The organism is Gordonia sihwensis NBRC 108236 (assembly GCF_000333035.1).
GTDB lineage: Bacteria > Actinomycetota > Actinomycetes > Mycobacteriales > Mycobacteriaceae > Gordonia > Gordonia sihwensis.
Window position 1 is genome coordinate 40,197 of record NZ_BANU01000015.1, and the last position, 16,791, is coordinate 56,987.

Consider the following 16,791-nt stretch of genomic DNA (forward strand, 5'->3'; position numbering starts at 1 on the left):
CGGTGGCGGCGCGGCTTTCACTGCTGATTCTCCTCGTCGCGCTGGCCTGTGTCCCCGGAACCGCGACCGCGGCTCCGGCCCGGCTGCCGGTCCCGTACGACTTCCTCGCCGGAATCCGCGCCGAGCTGGCGAACCCCGGCGGCTCGCTGCCGGGCACCAACGACTTCTCGTGCCGACCGACGCCGCGTCACCCGCACCCGGTGGTGCTGCTGCACGGCAGCGGCGGCGGCCGCCAGACCAATTGGGCCACACTGGCTCCGGTACTCAAGAACGACGGCTACTGCGTCTTCGCCCCGACCTACGGTGCGCTCGCGCGAGTCTGGCCGGTCTCCGCGCTCGGGGGCCTCGGTCCCAAGCTCGACAGTGCTTGGGACGTCAAGCGATTCATTGACCGCGTGCGGGCCGCCACCGGCGCGGACCAGGTGGATCTGGTCGGGCACTCGCTTGGCACCGAGATCCCCACGTACTGGATGAAGTACCTCGGCGGCCGCGGAGAGGTGGCGCACTACGTCTCCCTCGCGCCGTACTGGCGGCAGGGCCCCGACGACGACGATGCGCGCGGTGAGGCGATCGCGTCGTTCCGCCGGAGCCTCGGCATCGCCGAACCCGTCCGGCCGGCCTGCCCGGAGTGTTCGTCGCCGCCGAAGGATCTCGATTTCAACAGAGCCGTCCGCGAGCCGACGCCGTATCTGCCCGGCGTCGCCTACACCAACATCGTGACCCGCGACGATGAGATCGTGACGCCGTACACCGCCGGGCTGCTCGACGGTCCGCCCGGCACTCGGGTGCGCAACATCGTCGTACAGGACGGTTGCTCCCGCGACCGTTCCGACCACATGTCGATCACGTCGAACAGACGCAGCGCGGCGCTGGTACTCAACGCCCTGGATCTGGCGCATCCGCGTCCGGTGCCCTGCGTCGACGTGTCACCGGTGACAGGAGGATGAATCATGACGCAGAAACCGGAGCCCGTGACCCAGGCGGAGGCGCTCGCCCAGACCCCCGATGCCTGGACCGTCGACGACGGGATGCTCGTGGCCGAGTACCGGCCGGGCAACATGGTCCGCGGTCTGGAGATGGTGACCGCCGTGGTGGCGGCGGCCGAGGAGGCCGGTCATCACCCCGACGTCGACCTGCGGTATCCGACGGTGGCCTTCCGGCTGGTGACGCACAGCGTCGGTCAGCTGACCTCCTTCGACGTCGCGCTGGCGCAGCGGATCGACGCGATCGCCGCGGAGAAGGGAATCGAGCCCGCGTAGCCTGACGCTCATGCCGACCCCCGAGTACGTCCTGAAGCTGCGCGAGCACATCGGTCATGACCCGCTGGTGCTGATCGGTGTGACCGCCGTGATCCTGCGGGAGGACGCGAACGAAGTTCGGGTTCTGCTGGGACGTCGGTCGGACAACGGCGCGCTGGCGCCCATCACCGGGATCGTCGATCCCGGTGAGGAACCCGCGACGGCCGCGCGGCGGGAGGCGTTGGAGGAGGCGGGAGTCGACATCGAGGTGGAGCGGCTGGCGTGGGTGCACCAGTTGCCCCGGCGCACGCACGTGAACGGCGACCAGGTGGACTACCTCGATCTGACGTTCCGCTGCCGCTGGCGGTCGGGCGACCCAGTGCCGTCCGACGGCGAACTGACCGAGGTGATGTGGCGACGTCTCGACGACCTCGACGATCTCGGCTCCGACGACCTGAGGAAGCGGATCGAGCTCGCAGTCAGTGGCACCGGTGCGACGGCCTTCGGCGGCGCTGAGTCAGCCTCGGTAGAAGGCGGCGGAGGTCGCGAGGTCGAGTAGCCACTGGGGGAACAGACCCAGCACGAGGGTCAGCGCCGCCGACAGCGCGATCGGCACCGAGGTCAGCAGACTCGGAGTGACCACCTCGGGAGCATCCTGCGGGGGATCGGAGAAGAACATCGCGACGATGACCCGGATGTAGAAGTACGCGGCGACGGCGCTGCAGAGGACGCCGACGATGACCAGCGGCCAGGCGCCGTCGTCGCCGGCCGCGCTGAAGACCGCGAACTTGGCGATGAATCCGCTGGTGAGCGGGATGCCGGCGAATGAGAGCAGAAACAGCGACATCATCGCCCCGACCAGGGGTCGCCTGCGGCCGAGCCCGGCCCACGCGGCGATCTCGGTGCTCTCGCGCCCGGCGCCGTCGCGGACCACCGACAGCAGCGCGAAAGCACCGAATGCAGACAACGCGTAGGCGCAGACGTAGAACAGCGTGGCGGCCACGCCGTCCTTCGACATCGTGATCGCCCCGACCAGTGCAAAACCGACGTGGCTCACCGAGGAGTAGGCGAGCATGCGCTTCAGGTCGCCCTGGGTGACGGCCATGAGCGTCGCGACCACCATCGTGAGAATCGCGACCGCCCACAGGGCGGGCCGCCACTGCGGCTCCAGCGCGCCGAACGATACGTGCAGCACCCGCAGCAGTGCGCCGAACGCCGCCACTTTGGTCGCGGAGGCCATCAGCGCGGTGACCGGAGTCGGAGCGCCCTGGTAGACGTCGGGTACCCACGAGCCGAACGGCACCGCGCCCACCTTGAAGAGCAGTCCGACGGCGAGCAGGGTCACCGCGAGCACCGCGAGCGTGCGGTCGGCGGCCGGTTCGAGCTCACCGCCCGCGACGGCGTCGCCGATGGCCGACAGCGACAGCGATCCCGTCGCGCCGTAGGCGAACGAGGCGCCGAACAGGAAGATCGCCGACGAGAACGCACCCAGCAGGAAGTACTTGAGCGATGCCTCCTGCGACAGCAGCCGGCGTCGCCGTGCGAGTCCGCACAGCAGGTACAGCGGGAGCGACAGCACCTCGAGCGCGATGAACATGGTGAGCAGATCGCCGCACGCACCGAACAGCATCATTCCGCCGACGGCGAGCAGTGCGAGCGGGTAGACCTCTGTGGTGATCGCCCCCGCGCGCCCGGCGACGAGTTCGTCGGGGGAGCCGGGAACGGTGGCGCCGGAGGGAGTGAAGGCGTCGGCGGGGAGATCGGCGTCGGCGGCGTCGCCGCTCGACCCGCCGACCGCGATGCGCTCGCCCGCCGCGGTGCGCACCTCCAGCGGCGCCCACACCCGGTCGAGCCGGCGCTCGCCCATCACCGCGATCGAGCCCAGCGAGACCACCAGCACCGCACCTTGCAGCAGCAGCGCCGGACCGTCGATCACCACGGCACCGGACATCGCCACCGAGGCGCCGTCCGCCATGAAGGACGCGGTGACGAACATCAGCGCCACGAAGGCCGCCACCAGGGCGCCTCCGGCCAGCCACAGCTGGGCGCGGTAGCGCCGCTGCTTCGGAGCGAAGGCCTCCACCAGGACCGCGATCACTCCGGCGCCGAAGACGATCAGCATGGGGGAGAGCCGGAAGTAGTCGATGCTGTGAGCGTCGAGAGCACTCGCGAGGGTCATCGATGACCTCCTTCACCGGCACTGACGGCCGGGGTGCTGATCGGGGCCGGGGACACCGCCGGATCGATGTAGTCCAGCACCAGCCGCGGGAAGAAACCGAGCACCAGCAGTCCGACGATCAACGGCGCGACGACCGCCTTCTGCCGCAGATCGAGATCCCGTATCGGCACCTGCGCTCCGGCGTCGACCGTGGCGCTGAGCCGTTCGGGTCCGCCCATCATGCGCTGATACGTCCACAGGATGTAGACCGCCGACAGCACCAGGGCCGACGCGGCGACGATCGCGGCGACGGGATACCGCGTGAAGGTGCCGATGAGGACCAGGAACTCACTCACGAACGGCGCCAGTCCGGGAAGGGAGAGAGTCGCCAGACCGGCCACCAGGAACGTGCCTGCCAGCACCGGGGCGAGCTTCTGCACCCCGCCGTAATCGGCGATCAGCGAGCTGCCCCGCTGGCTCACCAGGAATCCCGCCACCAGGAACAGCGCGGCCGTCGAGAGACCGTGGTTGACCATGTACAGCGCCGAGCCGGACTGTCCCTGCCCGGTGAGGGCGAAGACGCCGAGGACGATGAACCCGAAGTGTGAGATGGAGGTGTACGAGATCAGGCGCATCACGTCGCGCTGCCCGATGGCGCACAGCGCTCCGTAGACGATGCTGACGACGGCGAGCGCGGAGATCCACGGTGCGAACCGGGCCGACGCGTCGGGGAAGAGACCGATGCAGAACCGCAGCATCGCGAAGGTGCCGACCTTGTCCATGACGGCCATCATCATCACCGCGGCCGCGGGCGTGGTCGACACCGCCGCGTCCGGCAACCAGGTGTGCACGGGCCACAGCGGTGCCTTGACCGCGAAGGCGAAGAAGAATCCGAGGAAGAGCAGGTCGAGCGTCGCCTGGGAGGCGTCGAGGCCACCGGCGGACGCGGCCGCGGCGAGGTCGGAGAAGCTGAATGTCCCGGCCCCGTCCGGACCCAGACCCGACCGGGAGCTCACCACGTACAGCCCGATCACCGCCGCCAGCATGATCAACCCGCCGAAGAGGTTGTAGAGCAGGAACTTGACGGCCGCCCGCGACCGGCGTCCCTCGTCAGCGGCGCCGAAACCGCCGATGAGGAAGTACATCGGCACCAGCATCGCCTCGAAGAAGATGTAGAACAGCAATACATCGGTCGCGACGAAGCTCATCAGCACCATCGACTCGACCGCGAGCATCAGCGCCACGTAGATGTGCACCCGGCGATTGCCGGCATCGCTCACGTCGCGCCATCCGGCGAGCAGCAGGATCGGTGTCAGCACCGCCGTCAACAGGATCAGCGCCAGCCCGACCCCGTCCAGCGCGAGGCTGTAGCGGGCGCCGAACGCCGGGATCCAGCTGACGTCCTCGGTGAGTTGGTAGCCGCCGGTGCCGGACGAGAATCGGGTGACGACGACGACCGCCCAGCCGAGGGTGAGCAGCGACGCCCCGAGCGAGACCCGGCGGGCGTCGGCGGCCCGGCCGGCGGGCAGGAGCATCACCACGAGCGAGGCCACCGCGGGCAGCAGCCACAGCACGGTGAGCCACGGAACGGTTCCGGAGTTCGTCACAGCGCGCTCACCACCAGGGTCAGGGCGGCCACCGCGACGGTGCCCGCGAGTATCGAGAGGGCATACGACCGGACGAAGCCGTTCTGTCCGCGCCTGGCCAGGACCGACAGTCCGGTGACGCCGGCTCCGACCCCCGCGGGCACCGCGCCGAGACCACGGTCCTCCGCCCGTACCAGCCCGGCGGTGAGCCGGGCACCGGGGATCGCGAAGACCCGTTCGTTGAAGGCGTCGCCGTACAGGTCGGCGCGCGCCGCGACGGTGAGACCCGAGACGTCGGCCGGTGCCGTCTCCGGGACATCACCCCGCCCGTACTGACGCCAGGCGATCGCCGCGCCGACCACCACTACGGCCAGCACGATCACGGTCACGAACCAGGCGGGCAGCGGACCGCTCTCCTCGGGGACGGCGCCGACCACCGGCGCGAGGAAGTCGGCGAGCGAGCCGCCGATCGCGAGCAGACCGCCCGAGAGCAGGGAGCCGGCCGCCAGCACGATCATCGGCCCGGTCATCGACCGCGGCGCCTCATGCGGCTTGGCGTCGGGTGCCCACCGCTTCTCGCCGAGGAAGGTCAGAACCATCACGCGCGTCATGTAGAAGGCGGTGACTCCCGCGCCGACGACGGCCACCCCGCCCAGCAGCCATCCGCGAACACCGCCGTCACCGAAAGCGGCCTCGATGATGTGGTCTTTGGAGTAGAAGCCCGCGAACGGCGGGACGCCGATGATCGCGAGGTAGCCGAACCCGAACGTGACGAACGTGATCGGCATGGCGGCCCGGAGCCCTCCGAAGCGCCGCATGTCGGTCTCGTCGTTCATCGCGTGCATCACCGAGCCGGACCCGAGGAACAGTCCGGCCTTGAAGAATCCGTGGGTGAGCAGATGCAGGATCGCGAAGGCGTACCCGGCGGGCCCGAGTCCGGCGGCGAGGACCATGTAGCCGATCTGACTCATGGTGGAGGCGGCGAGCGCCTTCTTGATGTCGTCCTTGGCGCAGCCGATGATCGCGCCGAAGAGCAGGGTCACCGCGCCGACGACCACGACGGCGGTCTGCGCGTGCGGAGCCAGATCGAACAGCGGCGCCGACCGGGTGATCAGGTAGACGCCCGCGGTCACCATGGTCGCCGCGTGGATCAGCGCCGAGACCGGGGTGGGGCCCTCCATCGCGTCGCCGAGCCAGGCCTGCAGCGGCACCTGCGCCGACTTCGCGCACGCGCCGAGCAGCAGCATGAAGCAGATCGCCGTCAGCGTCGCCTCACTCGCGGTGGCCGCCGAGCCGAAGACACCGTCGAAGCTCACCGAGCCGAAGGTCGCGAACATGACGGCCAGCGCGATCACCATGCCGATGTCGCCCACCCGATTCATCACGAAGGCCTTCTTGGCCGCCGTCGCGGCGCTCGGCTTGTGCTGCCAGAAGCCGATCAGCAGGTACGACGCCAGACCGACGCCCTCCCAGCCCAGATACAGCCCGAGGTAGCTGTCGGCGAGCACGAGGATCAGCATCGCCGCGACGAACAGGTTGAGGTACGCGAAGAACCGGCGGCGGTCGGGATCGTGACTCATGTAGCCGATCGAGTAGACGTGGATCAGCGCGCCGACGACGGTGATCAGCAGCACGAAGCACATCGACAGCTGGTCCAGGCGCAGCGCGGCGTCGACGCTGAAATCACCGGCGGTGATCCACCGGTAGCTTCCGCTGGTCACTGTGCGGGCCCCGCCGTCGCGCCCGATCATGCCGATCCACATCGCGATTCCGAGAACCGCCGACACCGTCACCAGCGCGGTGGCGGCGAGGTGGCCCCAGCGGTCGGTGCGGCGGCCGGCGATCAGCAGGACGGCCGCGCCGAGGGCGGGCAGTCCGGGGATCAGCCAGAGCAGGGCGCTGGTGAGATCGTGGCTCATCGGTTCACCGCCTCAACAGGTCGGCGTCGTCGACCGAGGCCGACCTGCGGGTGCGGAAGATCATCATGATGATCGCCAGTCCCACCACCACCTCGGCGGCGGCGACGACCATCGTGAAGAAGGCGATCACCTGACCGTCGAGGCTGCCGTGCATGCGGGCGAAGGTGACGAACGAGAGGTTGCCCGCATTGAGCATCAACTCGATGCACATGAACACCACGATCGCGTTGCGTCGAAGCAGGACGCCCGAGGCGCCGATCGCGAACAGCAGCGCCGAGAGATACAGGTAGTTGGCCGGGTTCATCGGCGTTCCTCCAACGTCATCGGTCCTCCAGCGCCGGATCGGACTCCGCCTCCCGCGCGGCGTCGATCTCCCGCGCGGTGATCGTCGCGTTCACCGACAGCTTCGACGGCGATCCGTCCGGCTCGCGCGCCGGAACGTCGACGGCGTTGTGCCGCGCGTACACGCCGGGCGGAGGCAGCGGTGTGACGTGACCGCCGTTCTTGAAGCGCTCCACCGACCGCTCGCGCTGCCCGCGGCGCGGACCGAAGCGCTCGCGGTGCGCCAGGACCATCGCTCCGAGGGTGGCGGTGATCAGGAGTGCGCCGGTGAGCTCGAAGGCCCACAGATAGCGGCCGAAGATCAGTTCGGCGAGCGCGCGGATGTTCTCGTTGCCGCCGCCGGGCGCGGCGGAGTGGCTGTGATCGGGGGCGCCGGCGAAGGTCGCCAGCGAGGCGGTGCCGATCGCGGCGATCAGCAGAACGGCGAAGCCCAGGCCGAGCCCCGCGGCCGCGAATCGCTGGCCCCGGATGGTCTCCACCAGCGACTCCGAGGAGTCGATTCCGATCAGCATCAGCACGAACAGGAACAGCATCATCACCGCGCCGGTGTAGACCACCACCTGCACCACACCGAGGAAGAGAGCGCCCTGCATCACGTAGAAGACCGCCAGCACGATCATGGTCATCGCGAGGAAGACGGCCGAATAGACGGCTTTGGGACTCAGCACCACCCCGAGCGCCCCGATCACCACCACCGCGCCGAGCACCCAGAAGGTGACGGCCTCGGTGCCGGAGGTACGGACGAGTTCCTCGACCAGCATCGACGTCATGCGTCGGGCCCCACGTCGCCGCGATAGTAGTTCTCCGCGCGGGTTCCCTCGGCCATCGGGTGCGGCGTGGGCCTCATCCCCGGTTCCATCGGAGCCAGCAGCTGGTCCTTCTCGTAGATCATTCCGGCGCGCGTCGGCGCGGCCATCTCGTACTCGTTGGTCATGGTCAGCGCGCGGGTGGGGCAGGCCTCGATGCACAGTCCGCATCCGATGCAGCGCAGGTAGTTGATCTGGTACACGCGCCCGTAGCGCTCACCGGGAGAGTAACGCTCGTCGTCGGTGTTGTCGGCGCCCTCGACGTAGATCGCGTCGGCGGGACACGCCCACGCGCAGAGTTCACAGCCGATGCACTTCTCCAGTCCGTCGGCGTACCGGTTGAGCTGGTGTCTGCCGTGGTAGCGCCGGGCGGTCGGTTCCTTCTGCTCCGGATACTGTTCGGTGATCGTCTTGCGGAACATGCCGGAGAAGGTGACGCCGAAGCCGGCGAGAGCGTCGGGGAGTCTGGAATCAGACATGAGGGGCCTCCTTGGACGTCGAGCGCGGAAGCATGGGATCGGGCAGCACCTGGCCCGGCAGCGGCGGGACGGGGAACCCGCCCGCCATCGGATCGAACGGGGCGGCGGGATCCGGACGGTCGGGCGCGGGCCCGGGACGCCGGCCGACCACCCGCGCGATCGTGAACAGCAGCGCCGCCGCGACGACCAGACCGGCGGCCGCCAGGATCACCCCCGCCGTCCACTCGGACGAGTCACGGGTGGCCTCCCGGATCACGGCGACCACCATCACCCAGGCCAGGGCGAACGGGATCAGGACCTTCCATCCCAGACCCATGAACTGGTCGTACCGCAGTCGGGGAAGCGTGGTGCGGAGCCAGAAGAAGACGAACAGGAAGGCCCACATCTTGCCCACGAACCAGAGCAGCGGCCACCATCCCGAGTTGGCGCCGTCCCAGATCGACAGGGGCCACGGCGCCTGCCAGCCGCCCAGGAATAGCGTTGTCGCGAGCGCCGACACGGTGGCCATGTTGATGTACTCGGCGAGCATGAACATCGCGAACTTCAGCGACGAGTACTCGGTGTGGAATCCGCCGACGAGCTCGCCCTCCGCTTCGGGGAGGTCGAACGGTGCGCGATTGGTCTCACCGACCATCGAGATCGCGTAGATGACGAACGACGGCAGCACCAGCAGCACGTACCAGTGGTGGACCTGGCCCGCGACGATCTCCGAGGTCGACATCGTGCGCGAGAGCAGGAAGACCGCCGCGAACGACAGGCCCATCGCGATCTCGTAGGAGATCACCTGCGCGGTGGAACGGAGTCCCCCCAGCAGCGGATAGGTCGATCCCGACGACCAGCCGGCGAGGACGATCCCGTACACGCCGATCGACGCCATCGCCAGCACGTACAGGACCCCGACCGGCAGGTCGGTGAGCTGCAGCGGTGTGTGATGACCGAACACCGACACCTCGGGTCCCATCGGGATCACGGCGAACGCCATGATGGCCGGGACCACCGAGATGATCGGCGCCAGGAGGTAGAGCACCTTGTCCACGCCGAACGGGGTGAGGCCTTCCTTGAGTGCCAGCTTCACACCGTCGGCCAGGGATTGCAGCGCCCCGTGCCAGCCGACCCGGTTGGGGCCGATCCGATACTGCATCCGCGCCATGATCTTGCGTTCGGCGAGGATGGCGACGAGCACGGTCAGAACCAGGAAGACGAAGATGAGGACCGACTTGCCCAGCATCAGCCACCAGGCGTCGTGTCCGAAGCTCGACAGGTCAGGCATGATCGTCCCTCCCGATCGTGACGATCGCGCCCGGCTCCGCCTCGAGTATCGGGCAGACCCGCGAACCGGGGGAGTTCATCGGCAGCCACACCACGCGGTCGGGCAGATCCGTGACCGTCAGGGGAAGGGCGATCGCCCCGTGATCGGTCGAGACGACGACGCGCTCGCCGTCGGCGGCGCCGATCTCCGCGGCGGTGGCGGCCGAGAGCCGCACGGTGGCCGGCCGTGCCGTGCCCGCCAGATGCGGCTCTCCGTCCTGCATGCGGCCGAAGTCCAGGAGCATCCGCCACGACGCGAGCACGGCCTGGCCCGCCTCCGGCGCCGGCGGCTCGCCGCGCTCGGCGGCCGGTCCGGGCGCCGGCCGATGCCGTTCGCCGGTCCAGCCGCCGATCTCCGCGAACTCGCGGTGAATGGTGCCCGGGTCGTCGCACCGCAGGTCGAAACCCATCTCCCGCCCGAGCGCGTGGAGCACGCGGTGATCCGAGAGCGGCAGCGCGGCTCCGTTCGACTGCGCCGGCGGCAGGGCCACGTCGAAGGGACGCGGGCGCCCCTCCCAGTCGACGAACGTGCCCGGCTTCTCGGCCACGGCGGCCACCGGGAGCACCACGTCGGCGTGTGCGGTGACCGAACTGCGGCGAAGTTCCAGACTGACCACGAAACCGGCGGCCGCGAGTGCCGCATCGCCCGCCGACGGACTCGGCAGATCCCCGAGTTCCACGCCGCCGACGAGCGCGGCCGACAGGTCTCCGGTGGTGAGCGCACTCAAGATGTGCGCGGTGTCGCGGCCGGGTGCTGCCTGCGGTTGAACACCCCAGATCGCTGCGACGTCGCGCCGGGCCCGTTCGGAGGAGAGCGGCCGGCCGGCCGGAAGCAGGTTGGGCGCCGCACCGACGTCGAGGGCGCCGCGTTCGCCCGCCCTTCTCGGCACCCAGGCCAGTCTGGCGCCGGTGGCGGCGGCCACCTCGGCTGCGGCGGTCAGCGCACCGGGACACCCGGCGAGGCGCTCCCCGATCAGGAGCGCCGCGCCGGGTGCGGAGAGCAGTTCGTGCACGCGGGGGCCGCGCAGCACCGCGGCCTCTCGCCCCGGCACGCACTGCAGGACGGAGCCGCCGAGCTTGGCGGCACCGGGGCTGGTCCACGGTGCGACGGTGTGCACCGCCTGACCGTGACGCCGGACCGCTTTGCGCAGGCGGAGGAAGAGGATCGGGCATTCCTCTTCCGGTTCGAGTCCGGCGAGGACCACCGTCGACGCCTGCTCGAGCTCGGCGTAGGTCAGTCCGATCCCGCTGCCCGCCACATGTGCCGAGAGGAAGTCATCCTCCTCCGCCGAGTGGGTGCGGATCCGGAAGTCGACGTCGTTGGTGCCGAGCGCCACGCGGGCGAACTTGCCGTAGGCGTAGGCGTCCTCCACGGTGGCGCGGCCGCCGACGAGCACTCCGGTCCGACTGCCCGCGGCACTCAGGCCGCGCGCCGCGGCGGCGAGCGCGTACGACCACGGAGCCGGGTGCAGCTCACCGTCGTCGCCGCGCACCAGCGGTGTGGTGATGCGATCGGGCCGGGAGGTGTAGGTGAACGCCCAGCGGCCTTTGTCGCAGTTCCACTCCTCGTTCACCTCGGGGTCGTCGCCGGCCAGCCGTCGCAGCACTTCGCCGCGCCGGTGGTCGGTGCGCTGGGCGCAGCCGGCCGCGCAGTGCTCGCACACGCTGGGCGAGGAGATCAGGTCGAAGGGCCGCGAGCGGAACCGATACGCGGTGCCCGTCAACGCTCCCACCGGACAGATCTGCACGGTGTTGCCGGAGAAGTACGATTCGAAGGGTTCGTCGGCGTACGCGCTGACCTGCTGCAACGCGCCGCGTTCGGCGAGCTCGATCAGCGGATCGCCCGCGATCTCGTTGGAGAAGCGGGTGCACCGGGCGCACAGTACGCACCGTTCGCGGTCGAGCAACACCTCGCTCGACAACGGAACCGGTTTGGTGAACGTCCGTTTGACGCCGCCGTAGCGCGACTGCGGCCGTCCGGCCGACATCGCCTGGTTCTGCAGGGGACACTCGCCGCCCTTGTCGCACGTGGGGCAGTCGAGCGGGTGGTTGATGAGCAGCAGCTCCATCACGCCCTCCTGGGCGCGGCGGGCGTCGGCCGAGGTGAGCTGGGTGCGGACCACCATCCCCTCGGTGGCGACGATGGTGCACGAGGCCATCGGCTTGCGCTGGCCCTCCACGTCGACGAGGCATTGCCGGCAGGCACCGGCGGGCGCCAGCAACGGGTGGTCGCAGAAGCGCGGAATCGCCACGCCGATCAGTTCCGCGGCGCGGATCACGAGGGTGCCCTTCGGGACCGAGACCTCGACGTCGTCGATCGTCAGGGTGATCAGGTCGGTCGCCGCGGCGGTCATCGCGCGCCTCCCTCGGACTCGGGCGACACGGACGCGAAGACCGTCGACTTCTCGGGGTCGAACGGGCAGCCGCCCGGATGCCCGTCGTGCGGGAAGTGCGCCAGGTACTCGTCGCGGAAGTGGGTCAGCGAGCTCATGATCGGGGCACCGGCGGCGTCGCCCAGAGCGCAGAACGACTTGCCGACCACACTGTCGGTGACGTCGGTGAGCGTGGTGAGGTCGGCTTCGGTGGCGTCGCCGGCCTCCAGGCGACGCATCAGCTGCACCAGCCAGTAGGTGCCCTCGCGGCAGGGGGTGCACTTCCCGCAGGATTCGTGTGCGTAGAACTCCGTCCACCGCAGGACGGCGCGGACCACGCACACCGTCTCGTCGAAGATCTGCAGCGCCTTGGTTCCGAGCATGGAGCCCGCGGCCCCCACTCCTTCGTAATCGAGCGGGATGTCGAGGTGCTCGGCGGTGAACATCGGAGTCGACGACCCGCCGGGCGTCCAGAACTTCAGCTCGTGACCGGCGCGCACGCCGCCGGCCCGCGCCAGCAGCTCGCGCAGGGTGATCCCGAGCGGTGCCTCGTACTGGCCCGGCCGGGCGACGTGGCCGGAGAGGGAGTACATGGTGAAGCCCGGCGACTTCTCGGTTCCGAACTCGCGGAACCAGTCCGGTCCGTTGCGCATGATCGACGGCACGCTGGCGATCGATTCCACGTTGTTCACGACGGTCGGACTGGCGTACAGCCCGGCGACGGCGGGGAACGGCGGCCGCAGTCGCGGCTGTCCGCGACGGCCCTCCAGTGAGTCGAGGAGCGCGGTCTCCTCACCGCAGATGTAGGCGCCCGCGCCGGCGTGCACCACCAGGTCGAGCGCGAAGCCCGACCCGAGGACGTCGCGGCCCAGCAGCCCGGCGTCGTAGGCCTCCTCGACGGCGGTGCGCAGGCGGCGGACCACGCCGGCCACCTCGCCGCGCACGTAGATGAAGGCATGGTGGGCACGGATCGCGTAGGCCGCGATGATCACCCCCTCCACCAGCGTGTGCGGCGAGGCCAGGAGCAGCGGCATGTCCTTGCAGGTGCCCGGCTCCGACTCGTCGGCGTTGACCACGAGGTAGTGCGGTGTCCCGTCGCCGCCGGGTGCCGGGCCCTGCGGGATGAACGACCATTTGGTGCCGACCGGGAAGCCCGCGCCGCCGCGGCCCCGGAGCCCGGACGCCTTGACCTGCTCGATCACCTCGTCGGGCGACAGTCGCAGCGCGGCCTTGAGCCCCTGATACCCGTTCTGGCCCATGTAGCTGCGCAGCGTCCACGACTCCGGCTCGTCCCAGTGTCTGCTGAGTATCGGAACGCGGGCCGGTTCCGGGGTGGACGAGGGCAGGCTCACGGCGATCATTTCGGCGCCTCCTCCACGCCGGCCAGCAGGCGTGCCGTCTGGCGGAACGTGCACAGTGTGTCCGATCCGCGCGTCGGCGATCGCGGCACGCCGGCGCGCAGATCGTCGAGGAGCTGTTGCACCGATTCGGGAGTCTGGTCGTCGAAGAACTCCCAGTTGACCATCACCACCGGCGCGTGGTCGCAGGCCGCATTGCACTCGACGTGCTCGACGGTGACCCGCCCGTCGGCGGTGGTCTCGCCGGGGCGGACGCCGAGCTCATCGGTGATCCGGGAGGCGATCGCATCGCCGCCCATCACCGCGCACAGCGTGTTGGTGCAGATCCCGACCAGGTAGTCGCCGGTGGGTGCGCGGCGGTACATCGAGTAGAAGGTCGCCACCGACGCCACCTGCGCCGCGGTCAGGTCGAGCTGCTCCGCGCAGAAGGCGATCCCGGCTCGGGTGAGGTAGCCGTCGTGACTCTGGACCAGATGCAGCAGCGGAAGCAGCGCCGAGCGCGACTGCGGGTAGCGGCCGATGATCGTGGCCGCGTCGTCGGCCAGTGCCGCGGTGTCCTCGGCCGAATAGTGCTCGGGACCGGCGAACTCCACCGGCGGATGCGGGACTCCGGTCGAGTAGACCGGCGGACCGGCCGACAACTCCAGGCGGACGGGTTCATTCATCGGTCGACGCCTCCCATCACCGGATCGATGCTGGCGACCGCGGTGATCACGTCGGCCACCAGGCCGCCCTCGCACATCGCGGCCACGGCCTGCAGATTGGTGAACGACGGATCGCGGAAGTGGACGCGGTAGGGCCGGGTGCCGCCGTCGGAGACCATGTGGACACCGAGCTCGCCGCGTGGCGACTCGATCGCGACGTAGCACTGACCGGACGGCACGCGCATCCCCTCGGTCACGAGCTTGAAGTGATGGATCAGCGCTTCCATCGACATCCCCATGATCTCGGCGATGTGCTCGGGGGAGTTGCCCAGACCGTCGGGGCCGACGGCGAGGTCGGCGGGCCAGGCCAGCTTGCGGTCGGCCACCATCACCGGTCCCGGCTCTAGGGCGTCCAGGCACTGCCGGGCGATCCGGACGGACTGCTTCATCTCCTCCACGCGAATGAGGTAGCGGCCGTAGGCGTCGCAGCCGGTATCGGTGACGACGTCGAACTCGTAGTTCTCGTAGCCGCAGTACGGATCCGATCTACGCAGGTCGTACGGTAGTCCGGCGGCGCGGAGGACCGGGCCGGTGACGCCAAGCGCCATGGCGCCCGTGAGGTCGAGGTAGCCGACGCCCTGGGTCCGGGCCTTCCAGATGTAGTTGTCGGTGAGCAGTGACTCCACCTCGCCGATCTGGGCGCCGAGCGCGTCGAGGACGGCGGCGATCTTCGCCTCGGCGCCGTCGGGCAGGTCCTGCGACACTCCGCCGGGACGGATGAACGCGTGGTTCATCCGCAGTCCGGTGATGTCCTCGAAGAGGTCGAGGATCGTCTCGCGGGCGCCGAAGCCGAGGAACATCGGCGTCACGGCGCCCAATTCCATGCCGCCGGTCGCGAGAGCCACCAGATGCGAGGCGATGCGATTGAGCTCCATGAGCAGCACCCGGATCACGCTCGCGCGCGCGGGGATGTCATCGGTGATGCCGAGCAGCTTCTCCACCGCCAGGCAGTAGGCGGTCTCGTTGAAGAACGGCGAGAGATAGTCCATCCGGGTCACGAACGTGACCCCCTGCGTCCAGGTCCGGTACTCGAGGTTCTTCTCGATTCCCGTGTGCAGGTAACCCACTCCGCACCGCGCCTCGGTGACGGTCTCGCCGTCGATCTCCAGGATCAGGCGAAGCACCCCGTGCGTCGACGGGTGCTGCGGGCCCATGTTGACGACGATCCGCTCGTCGTCGGGGGCGGCGGCCGCGCGTTCGCGGACCGCGCTGACGACCTCCTGCCAGTCGCGGCCGGCGACGGTGAACGTGGATTCTCCGGTCATCAGTTGTACCGCCTCCGCTGATCGGGCGGCGCGATCGTCGCACCCTTGTACTCGACCGGGATGCCGCCGAGCGGATAGTCCTTGCGTTGCGGGTGGCCCTCCCAGTCGTCCGGCATCTCGATGCGGGTCAGCGACGGGTGTCCGTCGAAGACGATGCCGAAGAAGTCGTACGTCTCCCGCTCGTGCCAGTCGTTGGTCGGATACACCGGCAGCAGGGAGACCACGTGCGGGTCGGCGTCGGGTATCGCGACCTCCAGCCGGACACGGCGGTTGTGGGTGATCGACCGCAGCGGGTACACGGCGTGGAGTTCGCGTCCGGCCTCGTCGGGGTAGTGCACCCCGCTGACACCGAGGCACAGTTCGAAGCGGAGGGCGGGTTCGTCGCGCAGCGCGGCCGCGACCGGCAGCAGGTGCTCCCGGGTCACGAAGATCGTCATCTGGCCGCGGTCGACGACGGTCTTCTCCACGGCGTCGTCGAACGGGACGCCGCGGCGGTCCAGCGCGGTCTCCAACTCGTCGAGGATCTCGTCGAAGTAGCCGCCGAAGGGGCGGGTCGTGTTGCCCGGCAGTGTGATCGGTGCGACGAGGCGACCGTATCCCGATGTGTCGCCGGTCCCGGTGACGCCGAACAGGCCGTGTCGTGCTCCGATCACCTCGTGCTCGGGCCGCGGCCGCGACACCTCGCCGTTCATCGCAGCAGGCCCTTCATCTCGATGGTCGCCGGGGCGGAGAGGGCGGCGGCCTCGGCGGCGCGGATCGCCTCCTCCCGGTGGACGCCGAGCGGCATCTGCTGAATCTGCTCGTGGAGCATCAGGATCGCGTTGAGCAGCATCTCCGGCCGCGGCGGGCAGCCGGGGAGGTAGATGTCGACCGGGACCACGTGGTCGACGCCCTGGACGATCGCGTAGTTGTTGAACATCCCGCCGGAGGACGCGCAGACGCCCATCGCGAGGACCCACTTCGGCTCGGCCATCTGGTCGTAGATCTGGCGGAGAACCGGTGCCATCTTCTGGCTGACGCGTCCGGCCACGATCATCAGATCGGCCTGCCGGGGAGACGCCCGGAAGGCCTCCATGCCGAAGCGCGCGAGGTCGTAACGGCCGGCTGTGGTGGCCATCATCTCGATCGCGCAGCAGGCCAGCCCGAAGGTCGCGGGCCACAGGGACCCCTTGCGCATGTAGCCCGCCAGCTTCTCGACTGTGCTCAGCAGGAACCCGCCGGGGAGTTGCTCTTCGAGTCCCATTGCCCGCCTCCTT

Annotated in this window: 14 protein-coding genes and 1 pseudogene; 3 read left to right on the forward strand and 12 right to left on the reverse strand. The window is 69.6% G+C overall.

What is annotated here, in order from left to right; translation table 11 throughout:
* Positions 1-2: 2 nt before the first annotated feature.
* Genes GSI01S_RS10665 through GSI01S_RS10675 form a run of 3 tightly spaced genes read left to right on the forward strand, consistent with a single transcriptional unit; the run spans position 3 to position 1,797 of the window.
* Positions 3-947, forward strand: coding sequence for an esterase/lipase family protein (locus GSI01S_RS10665; protein ID WP_006896564.1), 945 nt, complete (start codon positions 3-5; stop codon positions 945-947).
* A gap of 3 nt (positions 948-950) precedes the next feature.
* Complete coding sequence (locus tag GSI01S_RS10670) at positions 951-1,259, forward strand: 4a-hydroxytetrahydrobiopterin dehydratase (RefSeq protein ID WP_006896565.1); 309 nt, start codon at positions 951-953, stop codon at positions 1,257-1,259.
* A 10-nt stretch (positions 1,260-1,269) separates the two neighbouring features.
* A complete protein-coding gene (locus GSI01S_RS10675; RefSeq protein ID WP_006896566.1) occupies positions 1,270-1,797 on the forward strand; it encodes an NUDIX hydrolase in 528 nt (175 codons plus the stop codon).
* Here the strand turns inward: GSI01S_RS10675 and nuoN are convergent.
* From nuoN to GSI01S_RS10740, 12 genes and pseudogenes are all read right to left on the reverse strand, one after another.
* On the reverse strand, positions 1,756-3,417 hold the full coding sequence (gene nuoN, locus GSI01S_RS10680; protein ID WP_006896567.1) for an NADH-quinone oxidoreductase subunit NuoN: 1,662 nt from the start codon (positions 3,415-3,417) through the stop codon (positions 1,756-1,758). The two genes, GSI01S_RS10675 and nuoN, sit on opposite strands and share 42 nt — an antisense overlap.
* Positions 3,414-5,003, reverse strand: coding sequence for an NADH-quinone oxidoreductase subunit M (locus GSI01S_RS10685; RefSeq protein ID WP_006896568.1), 1,590 nt, complete (start codon positions 5,001-5,003; stop codon positions 3,414-3,416). The genes nuoN and GSI01S_RS10685 overlap by 4 nt, the downstream gene beginning before the upstream one ends.
* On the reverse strand, positions 5,000-6,901 hold the full coding sequence (gene nuoL, locus GSI01S_RS10690; protein ID WP_006896569.1) for an NADH-quinone oxidoreductase subunit L: 1,902 nt from the start codon (positions 6,899-6,901) through the stop codon (positions 5,000-5,002). The genes GSI01S_RS10685 and nuoL overlap by 4 nt, the downstream gene beginning before the upstream one ends.
* A 4-nt stretch (positions 6,902-6,905) precedes the next feature.
* The gene (nuoK, locus tag GSI01S_RS10695; protein WP_006896570.1) at positions 6,906-7,205 is read right to left on the reverse strand and encodes an NADH-quinone oxidoreductase subunit NuoK; all 300 of its coding nucleotides are present in this window, start codon (positions 7,203-7,205) and stop codon (positions 6,906-6,908) included.
* Positions 7,206-7,221: 16 nt separating this feature from the next.
* The gene (locus tag GSI01S_RS10700; protein WP_006896571.1) at positions 7,222-8,013 is read right to left on the reverse strand and encodes an NADH-quinone oxidoreductase subunit J; all 792 of its coding nucleotides are present in this window, start codon (positions 8,011-8,013) and stop codon (positions 7,222-7,224) included.
* Positions 8,010-8,528: an NADH-quinone oxidoreductase subunit NuoI gene (gene nuoI, locus GSI01S_RS10705; RefSeq protein ID WP_006896572.1), complete on the reverse strand. Its 519-nt coding sequence runs from the start codon at positions 8,526-8,528 to the stop codon at positions 8,010-8,012. The genes GSI01S_RS10700 and nuoI overlap by 4 nt, the downstream gene beginning before the upstream one ends.
* Positions 8,521-9,798 carry an NADH-quinone oxidoreductase subunit NuoH gene (nuoH, locus tag GSI01S_RS10710; protein WP_006896573.1) on the reverse strand — a complete coding sequence of 426 codons (1,278 nt, stop codon included), beginning with the start codon at positions 9,796-9,798 and terminating at the stop codon, positions 8,521-8,523. Before nuoH ends, nuoI begins: the two co-directional genes overlap by 8 nt.
* Entirely contained in the window at positions 9,791-12,190 is a 2,400-nt protein-coding gene (locus GSI01S_RS10715; protein ID WP_006896574.1) for an NADH-quinone oxidoreductase subunit G, read from the reverse strand. Before GSI01S_RS10715 ends, nuoH begins: the two co-directional genes overlap by 8 nt.
* Positions 12,187-14,231 (reverse strand): annotated as a pseudogene (gene nuoF / locus GSI01S_RS10720) (NADH-quinone oxidoreductase subunit NuoF). Before nuoF ends, GSI01S_RS10715 begins: the two are co-directional and overlap by 4 nt.
* Positions 14,228-15,535, reverse strand: a complete 1,308-nt coding sequence (nuoD, locus tag GSI01S_RS10730) for an NADH dehydrogenase (quinone) subunit D (RefSeq protein ID WP_006896577.1) — start codon at positions 15,533-15,535, stop codon at positions 14,228-14,230. Before nuoD ends, nuoF begins: the two are co-directional and overlap by 4 nt.
* Positions 15,535-16,227, reverse strand: coding sequence for an NADH-quinone oxidoreductase subunit C (locus tag GSI01S_RS10735; RefSeq protein ID WP_006896578.1), 693 nt, complete (start codon positions 16,225-16,227; stop codon positions 15,535-15,537). Before GSI01S_RS10735 ends, nuoD begins: the two co-directional genes overlap by 1 nt.
* Positions 16,224-16,778 (reverse strand): NuoB/complex I 20 kDa subunit family protein, encoded by a 555-nt coding sequence (locus GSI01S_RS10740; RefSeq protein WP_006896579.1) that lies wholly within the window; start codon positions 16,776-16,778, stop codon positions 16,224-16,226. The genes GSI01S_RS10735 and GSI01S_RS10740 overlap by 4 nt, the downstream gene beginning before the upstream one ends.
* Between the last annotated feature and the right edge of the window lie 13 nt (positions 16,779-16,791).

Excerpts from the sequence above, each read along its gene's own strand:
- nuoD (WP_006896577.1), bottom strand. The coding sequence starts at position 15,535 with ATGACCGGAGAATCCACGTTCACCGTCGCCGGCCGCGACTGGCAGGAG.
- GSI01S_RS10715 (WP_006896574.1), bottom strand. The coding sequence starts at position 12,190 with ATGACCGCCGCGGCGACCGACCTGATCACCCTGACGATCGACGACGTC.
- nuoL (WP_006896569.1), bottom strand. The coding sequence starts at position 6,901 with ATGAGCCACGATCTCACCAGCGCCCTGCTCTGGCTGATCCCCGGACTG.
- nuoI (WP_006896572.1), bottom strand. The coding sequence starts at position 8,528 with ATGTCTGATTCCAGACTCCCCGACGCTCTCGCCGGCTTCGGCGTCACC.
- GSI01S_RS10735 (WP_006896578.1), bottom strand. The coding sequence starts at position 16,227 with ATGAACGGCGAGGTGTCGCGGCCGCGGCCCGAGCACGAGGTGATCGGA.
- nuoH (WP_006896573.1), bottom strand. The coding sequence starts at position 9,798 with ATGCCTGACCTGTCGAGCTTCGGACACGACGCCTGGTGGCTGATGCTG.
- GSI01S_RS10670 (WP_006896565.1), top strand. The coding sequence starts at position 951 with ATGACGCAGAAACCGGAGCCCGTGACCCAGGCGGAGGCGCTCGCCCAG.
- nuoK (WP_006896570.1), bottom strand. The coding sequence starts at position 7,205 with ATGAACCCGGCCAACTACCTGTATCTCTCGGCGCTGCTGTTCGCGATC.
- nuoN (WP_006896567.1), bottom strand. The coding sequence starts at position 3,417 with ATGACCCTCGCGAGTGCTCTCGACGCTCACAGCATCGACTACTTCCGG.
- GSI01S_RS10740 (WP_006896579.1), bottom strand. The coding sequence starts at position 16,778 with ATGGGACTCGAAGAGCAACTCCCCGGCGGGTTCCTGCTGAGCACAGTC.
- GSI01S_RS10675 (WP_006896566.1), top strand. The coding sequence starts at position 1,270 with ATGCCGACCCCCGAGTACGTCCTGAAGCTGCGCGAGCACATCGGTCAT.
- GSI01S_RS10700 (WP_006896571.1), bottom strand. The coding sequence starts at position 8,013 with ATGACGTCGATGCTGGTCGAGGAACTCGTCCGTACCTCCGGCACCGAG.